Raw genomic sequence first — 7,810 nt, forward strand, 5'->3', positions numbered from 1 at the left:
GTTGGTACCGTATGTGAAAGGCAGGGGCGACGATGGCAGAGAACGATCCCGACCACGATCTGACACCGGATGAATTGCACGAGATCGAACGCAAGTTCGATCCGGAGCTCGCATTTCGTCCGACGGGCCGGTCCATTGGCGTCATCATCAGCGTCGCTCTGGTCGCGATGTCGGTCTATCACTTCTATGCGTCCGGGTTCGGGCTAGTCCGGGAACTTCTGCACCGGGGCATTCACCTGTCATTCGTGCTGGGCCTTGTGTTTCTGCTCTTTGCTTGGCGGCGCTCGCTGAGCACCGAAATCCCCGCTCCGGCGTGGCACCGGATCAGCGGGGTTCCGTTTGTCGATCTTCTGCTGGCCGTGCTGGCGGTTGTCGCGTCGCTCTACCTGCCGCTTCTGCCGCCCGAGGTGATCTCCGTTAGGGTCGGTAATCCGTCCGAAATCGATGTGATCATGGGCACGGCGCTGTTGCTCCTGACGCTGGAGGCGACACGACGCTCGGTCGGTCCGACCCTGCCCATCATCGCGCTGGTCTTTGTGGCTTTCGCCCTTTTCGGGCCCTGGGCACCGGGTGCGCTTAAACATGGTGGTGTCGCCTGGGAGGGGCTGATCAACCACCTCTACATGACCAACCAGGGCATCTACGGCATCGCGATCGGCGTCATGGCGCAGTATGTGTTCCTGTTTATCCTGTTCGGTGTGCTGGCCACGCGCATTGGTCTGGGGCAGCTTTTCATCGACCTCGCCATGGTGATCGCCGGACGCTATGCAGGAGGGCCGGCCAAGGTGGCTATATTTTCGTCGGCGTTCATGGGTACGATCTCGGGCTCGAGCATCGCCAACACGGTCACCACCGGCGCGCTGACTATACCTGCTATGAAGAAGGTGGGCTATCCGCCGCATTTTTCGGGCGCGGTCGAGGCGACCTCCTCCACCGGCGGGCAGATCACACCCCCGATCCTGGGGGCGGCCGCCTTCATCATGGTGGAGTATCTGGAGATTCCGCTGCGCGACGTGCTGGCGGCGGCGCTGTTTCCGGCCCTGCTGCACTATTTCGGCATCTTTATCATGGTGCATCTTGAGGCGCGCAAGCTGGGGCTGCGCGGTCTGCGCGCCGACGAGTTGCCCAAGGCGGGCCTGGTACTGCGCCAGCACTGGCTGTCGGTCATACCGCTCATCATCCTCGTCTACATGATTCTGACTGGTAAGACGCCTGACTTCGCCGCCGTCTACGGGATCATCGCCTGCGTCGTCGTCGGCTTTCTCAACCCGGTCAACCGCCTGACCTTGCATGATCTCTGGCTGGCCCTGTCCGATGGCGCGCGCAATACACTCGCCGTGGGTGCCGCGGCGGCCACGGTGGGCATTGTGGTCGGCGTGGTTACACTAACGGGTGTGGGCTTTCGACTGGGTTATGTGGTGGTCCAGACCGCCACGGATATCGGCAACGTGATCAGCGGCATCTGGCCGCTCAGTGTGTTCACAGTGGGCCAATGGACACTGTTCTTTTCGCTCGTTCTGATCGCGGTCGCCTGCATCATCATGGGTGCGGGGATCCCGACCACGGCAACCTACATCATCCTCGTTGCGGTGGCTGCACCGGCCCTGGGCCTTCTAGAGGTGGAGCCGATCGTCGCGCATTTCTTCGTTTTCTATTACGGGGTGCTGGCGGACATCACCCCGCCCGTGGCGCTGGCCGCCTACGCGGCGGCGGGGATCGCTGGGGCCAACCCGTTCAAGACGGGCAACACGGCGTTTCGTCTTGGAATCGCTAAGGCGCTTGTCCCGTTCGTCTTCGTCTACTCGCCCGCGCTGCTGATCGTCACCGAAGGATTCACCTGGGGGTCTTTCGCGGTGACACTGGCGGGTGCGATGGTCGGTATCGCAGGTCTCGGCGTGGCCTTCTCGGGCTTCTTTCTGACGCATATGTCGCGGCTGGAGCGTTGGTGGGTCGGGCTGGTGTCACTTCTGTTCATTGCCCCGGGCCTGGCGACCATGGCTCTGGGTGCCTTGCTTTGGGCACCAGTCATGATCTTGCAGTTAAGGAAGCTTTAAGCGACTGCCGTTGGCGACAGCGCTGCAGGCCTCTACTGGTTGCTTCCGAAAATGCAGCAAGACAGACCGACCGGCAGCTTCGAGGCCATACGCGCACGGTGACATACGCGCACGGTGACTTCCTACGCTTTCACTCGCTCGAGGCCACCTTCGACGACGGTGTTCAAATCCCAGTTTTCATTCTATGGTCGCCAATATCTCAGCCAAAGGGTTTCAATGTGCCGAGCTCAATTATTGAAGAAGATCTGATGATCGAAGGCAACATCAGATCAAGCGAGGGCAGTGTCGACATCAAAGGTCGCGTGTTTGGGGATGTCACCGCTGAGATGATCACCGTTCAGCTGAGCGGTTCAGTTGACGGGGCAATGTCGGCAACGAAAATCGCGGTTGAAGGCAGCCACACTGGCAGTTTGAAGTGCGACGATCTAAAGCTTGCATCGACCTCACAGGTTCAGGCTGATGTCGTAGCCAAGGTGATGGCAACGGAAAGCGGCGCCAAAGTTAAGGGCAAGATCGATATCACAGGGCGGCAATAGGACAATTCCAGTATCGCTACGCGGTAAAGTCACATTTGTGCTTTTGCAGTTCAATCACTCCAAATGCGGCGCGATGCGCGAGTGGCCGCTTCGGTGACGCTGCGATGCGGCTTTGGATCAGGCGGCGAGTAACCGGTATGGGCCGTGAACGTCGCTCAAGAAGGAGCGGCGGGTTCCGGTCATTCGCGGCACTTGCATTGAACAGGCCAGAGCGCGGCAAAAGCAGCCATTCACAGCCCGAGAGGCACGACCACGATGCTGCGGCTTGCACCAAGGTCTGCTATGCGCAGGAAGCGGATTTTGCAAATTTGCGACGATTTCCCGAAAGCGGCCTTTCGTGTAGCATGTGGCAAAAGCCGGGTGAGAGCCCTATTCCGACATTATTTTTTAGCTTCTTATCGCGGATAAATGCTGGAACAGGGTCGTGACTTCTACTGTATTCTTCGGCCATGGGAACCGACGGCGAGAAATTTGAGCAACTACGTTCGGCTGTCCCGCGCTCCGACGGGACAACCGAGTCTGAGCAATACCTAGCAAAGCGAGCAGAACTTTCGTTTCTCGACCTGTGGTCTTACGCGAACCCCTATCGCAACCAAAAGGTCAAAGGCGCTGGCAATGGCAAAGAGCTGTCCGACCTAATCGTCGTATGTGACCCGCATGTGATCATCTTCAGCGAAAAGTCCATTTCCTGGCCCGCCAGCGCGACGGACCTCGCTTGGCGTCGGTGGTTCAAGCGCACCGTTACGAGTGCAGTGAACCAAATTCGCGGAGCGGAGCGCTGGATTAGAGATTTTCCGTCCGAGATTTACCTTGATCCGGACTGCACCATTCCGTTTCCAATCGAGTTCCCTTCGGCAGAACGCATGCTTTTGCATCGTGTAGTCGTGGCGCGCGGCGCGGGTGCGGCTTGCAAGGAGTATTTCGGAGGTGGCATCGGTTCACTGATGCTTGCCCCGGACGTTAAAGGCAAGGCGCACTATGAGGGAAAGAGTTGAACTGAAGTTAACTCTCCAGCTTTTAGGTGTTGAACTCTCTTCGGCGGCGTTGGGGGTCTGATTTTGCCGAATTGAACCTCATATCCTTGTTTGGGATCACACGCTGGCCCGCGGTTTTTGAGTAACTTACACTCGTCTAGATAGATTTTTTCTTCCAAATACAGTCATGAGTAGAGAACTTGAGCACCTAGGTCGGATCACTCGAACCGTCGGAGACCGGCCTGACATGCTTCACCAAGCGTTGCTATCGAGTAGTCACCGCTGTTGGGTTTCATGGTTAGGATTGCGCCAGACCTCTGCTTCGAGACGCGCCAATGGCGCACGACCCAGGATGTCATCGCTCAGTTTCTCCGCTAGCATGATAGTTGGGGCATTCGTATTGCCATTGGTCACGAAAGGCATGATCGATGCATCAACGACCCGCAGTCCAGTCAGACCATGGACCCGCCCACCGGCATCGACGACCGCGCTCTCGTCGGTCCTCGTGCCCATGCGTGCGGTACAGGAGAGATGCCATTGCGTCGTTGTATGTGTGTTCAGTAACGCATCGAGTTCCGCATCCGATTGCGCCGCTGCTCCAGGGAAAAATTCATCGCCCTTCAAGTCGGAGAATGCCGGCTGCTCAACAAGTTCGCGCACCAAGCGGATACCGTTCCGCATAAGGACCCGGTCGCGGTTGTCCTTGAGATAGTTCACCAATATCCGCGGTGGTGCCGACGGATCTGCACTGCGAAGCAGTATTTCACCGCGGCTGTGCGCGCGCATGAGACCGATATGGATCTGAAAAGCGTGTCGTTTTAGTGGCTCCCACGTAGCATCATCGACCGCTATCGGCGAGATGATGATCTGCAGGTCCGGATACTCCACCCCTGGACCCGACCTGACGCAGGCGACCGCATCAAAGAGATTGGAGGCCACGATTCCACGCCGGGTCAGGAGCCATCGGAGGCCAGCCGCGACTTTTGCCAAGGGCTTTGTCTTAGGCCAAAACGATACGGGCTTCAGGCAATTGAATTTCAACACGAAGTCCGGATGATCGTTCAGGTTCTGACCGACACCGGACAGGTGATGGCGGAGCTCAATGCCCATCTCATGCAAATGGGCGGCCGGTCCGATGCCGGACAGCATCAATATATGCGGAGAGCCCACCGCGCCCGCACTCAGTATGACCTCCCTTCGGGCATGAGCAACCACCGTCTTGCCTGCCCGGTTCCTATAGGCTACGCCAGCGGCCCTGGAGCCATCAAAAACCACACGTTGAACCTGCGCATGGGTCTGGACCGTAAGGTTGCCGCGCTTGCGCGCCGGATTCAGATAGGCGCGCGCGGTACTCCAACGCTCACCCTTGAAGACCGTGCGGTCTGACACCCCGAAGCCTTCCTGGCGATAGCCGCTGATATCGTCGGTCATTGGATACCCCGCGTCTTCACCCGCCTTCAGGAAGGCCAGGCTCAGGGGGTCTTGCGGTTTGGCACGGTGCACGTGCAGCGGACCGTCATCGCCACGAAACGCATCGCCACCGCCGCCATAAGTTTCCATCCTCTTGAAGTAAGGCAACACATCGGCATAGCCCCATCCGTCGCATCCGGTCTGTCGCCAGCCTTCGTAATCTACCGCGTGCCCGCGAATGAAGACCATCCCATTTATAGATGACGAACCGCCCAAGGCCTTGCCACGGTCATGTTGGACCTTACGTCCGTTCAGCTCTGGCTCGGGCTCGCCCTGAAACGCCCAGTTATGTTTGGTGCTCTTGAGATTGGATAACACGGCCGCCGGCATCCTCAAGGACAACCCACTATCCTCAGGCCCGGCTTCCAACACAAGCACACTATTTCTCGCATCGCTGCTCAGCCTGTTGGCGAGTACGCATCCGGCGGATCCAGCACCAATTATAATGAAATCAAAGTCCATGCCGTCTCTCCTGGCTGCCAAAAGACCAAAGCATGGTGGCTCTGTGTGAAATGACTAGGGTCATAAAGGTAGTTCACCATCACATCGGTAGTGGGGCGCGTGAGTCGCATTGAATGTTCCGGATTACGCTTGTTCTGCGTAGGCTCATTTGCATCAACAAGCGCCACTAGATCGGCAATGTCCCGGAGGCGATCCGTCAGACCGGAATGCAAACGGTAGATAAGCAACCGAGTGGTGCATCATTCTGATGAGCCCCCACTGCTTTCGGCGACACGGATGGCGCGGAAAGCGGTGGGAGCCCGGCGTAGCTTATACCATCCACCAGCGTTCCAGGATGCGTCGACCGTCGAAGCCGCGGACCCACGATAGGTCGCCATGTGCGATCTTGTCGTTGCGGGCATGCACCGAATTGCCGAACATCGGGACAATGACGCTGCCCTCGTCGCGCAGCAGGACCTGCATTTCGCGATACATTTCCGCACGCAGTTCCTCGTTGAGTTCGGCCCGCGCGGTAACGAGAAGCTCGTTGAAACGAGGATGATCCCATTGCGACTCGTTCCACGCAGCCCCCGTGGCATAAGCAGTCGAGAAGATCGCGTCCTCGGTCGCGTTGCCGCCCCAGTAGCTGGCGCTCCACGGCTTCTTCATCCACACGTCGGACCAGTAGCCATCGTTGACTTCGCGCACCACCTTGATGTTGATACCTGCCTTCTTGGCTGAGGCTTGGAACAGAACAGCCGCGTCCACCGCTCCGCCGAAGGCGGCCTCTGCCGCACTGAGATCAACGGTGATGTCCCCTAGACCGGATTGCTGCCAGTGATACCGTGCCTTGTCCGGGTCGTAACTATTCTGTTCGATATCCCCTGCATGATAACGGTAGGATGGTCCGATCGGGTGATCGTTGCCGATAACACCATGGCCAAACAGGATCTTATCGAGGATTTCTTGCCGGTCGATGGCGAATTTCATCGCCTTGCGCAGGTGTGGATTGTCGAAAGGGGCGACCTTTCCCTGCATCGGTAGCGTGTAGTGAAGCGGCCCCGCGCCTTCCTCGATGATCACGGCGGGGTTCTGCGCGAGCCGCGACAGAGTCTTCAGTTCGACATTGTCGATGCAGTCGACCTCGCCGGTGATGAGCGCGTTGGTGCGGGCGGCAGGGTCGATGATCGAGTGCAGGTCGATCGTATCGGCATGCGCCGCGCCCTCCTTCCAGTAATTCGGGTTGCGCTCGAACTCATACACTTGCCCAGGCTTTTCGGTCTTGAGAACGTAGGGCCCGGTGCCACCGGCCCGCCAGTCGATCACACCGTCTTTCGAGGGGTAGACGCCAAAGAAGGCCTCGTTGAAGTTGAAAGGGAAGTCGGCATTCCCTTCGGACATGGTGATCACGACCGTATCCGGCCCGTCTGCCCTGACTTCGGTGACAGCGGCCAGAAGAGGCTTACCGACCGACTTCGTGGCCTCACCTCGGTGATAGTTGATTGACGCGATGACATCTTCGGCCGTCATGGTCTTTCCGTTGTGGAACTCAACACCCTGACGCAGTTTGAAAGTCCACACCGTCGCATCCGGCGACGATGACCATTCAGTCGCGAGCGAGCCAATCAGGTTGCCGGATGCGTCCACCTCGGTCAGCGTGTTGGACACACCGTAGACCGCAGTCCACTGGATACCGTTGGCAATCGTGGCCGGATCAAGCGTGTCGGACGTGCCGCCGTGCCCCATGGCGAGGCGCATGTGCCCGCCTCGCTTGGGCGTCGCTGCATGCGCCTGGTTCAGCAGGCCCGTGCTGGCGCTGAGGGTCACCCCCAAAGCTGCGGTCCGGCCCATGAACTCACGACGCGACATATGGCCTTTCTCAATTTGAGCAATCAGCCACTTGGCGTGTTTCTCAGTTATATTCATTTCGCTTCCTCCCTGTAGCCGGTGGCGTCGCTCTCTTCGCGTTACTGCGTGAGGGCATATAAATCGACCGACGGTATTAAAACTTACTGTCTGACGTCAGCGCCTATGGGACAGATTTGAGGTTTTCGTAACGGAGGATTTCTGGTTCATCGCAGCCACCAAGGAGCGAAGATGAACAAGAAATCCGGAACATCGAAGGACGCGGCTGACAAGCTGGTCAAAGGGATCAAGCGCAAGACGCGCAAGCATTACTCGGCGGAAGAGAAGATCAGGATCGTGCTGGCGGGCCTGCGCGGCGAGGAGAGCATTGCCGCGCTGTGCCGACGCGAGGGTATCAGCGAGAGCCTGTATTACACTTGGTCGAAGGAATTCCTCGAGGCGGGCAAGCAACGCCTGGCCGGGGATACCG

6 protein-coding genes are annotated in these 7,810 nt (G+C 58.5%); 4 read left to right on the forward strand and 2 right to left on the reverse strand.

The features are described from left to right. Positions 1 to 32 precede the first annotated feature (32 nt). From BMX04_RS17955 to BMX04_RS17965, 3 genes are all read left to right on the forward strand, one after another. Complete coding sequence (locus tag BMX04_RS17955) at positions 33 to 2,054, forward strand: TRAP transporter permease (RefSeq protein WP_074788237.1); 2,022 nt, start codon at positions 33 to 35, stop codon at positions 2,052 to 2,054. A gap of 218 nt (positions 2,055 to 2,272) precedes the next feature. Beyond that, complete coding sequence (locus BMX04_RS17960; protein WP_074788247.1) at positions 2,273 to 2,590, forward strand: bactofilin family protein; 318 nt, start codon at positions 2,273 to 2,275, stop codon at positions 2,588 to 2,590. Positions 2,591 to 3,039: 449 nt separating this feature from the next. Next, entirely contained in the window at positions 3,040 to 3,585 is a 546-nt protein-coding gene (locus BMX04_RS17965; RefSeq protein WP_074788238.1) for a hypothetical protein, read from the forward strand. Between the two features lie 255 nt (positions 3,586 to 3,840). Here the strand turns inward: BMX04_RS17965 and BMX04_RS17970 are convergent, their stop codons facing one another. Both BMX04_RS17970 and BMX04_RS17975 read right to left on the reverse strand, forming a co-directional pair. Then, positions 3,841 to 5,496 (reverse strand): choline dehydrogenase, encoded by a 1,656-nt coding sequence (locus tag BMX04_RS17970; RefSeq protein WP_074788239.1) that lies wholly within the window; start codon positions 5,494 to 5,496, stop codon positions 3,841 to 3,843. A gap of 309 nt (positions 5,497 to 5,805) precedes the next feature. Beyond that, complete coding sequence (locus BMX04_RS17975) at positions 5,806 to 7,401, reverse strand: ABC transporter substrate-binding protein (RefSeq protein ID WP_074788240.1); 1,596 nt, start codon at positions 7,399 to 7,401, stop codon at positions 5,806 to 5,808. A gap of 171 nt (positions 7,402 to 7,572) precedes the next feature. Here BMX04_RS17975 and BMX04_RS17980 point away from each other — a divergent pair. Then, on the forward strand, positions 7,573 to 7,810 hold a 238-nt coding region (locus BMX04_RS17980), incomplete at its 3' end, for a transposase (RefSeq protein WP_074788241.1).

This window comes from Roseovarius tolerans, assembly GCF_900109855.1.
GTDB classification, from domain to species: domain Bacteria; phylum Pseudomonadota; class Alphaproteobacteria; order Rhodobacterales; family Rhodobacteraceae; genus Roseovarius; species Roseovarius tolerans.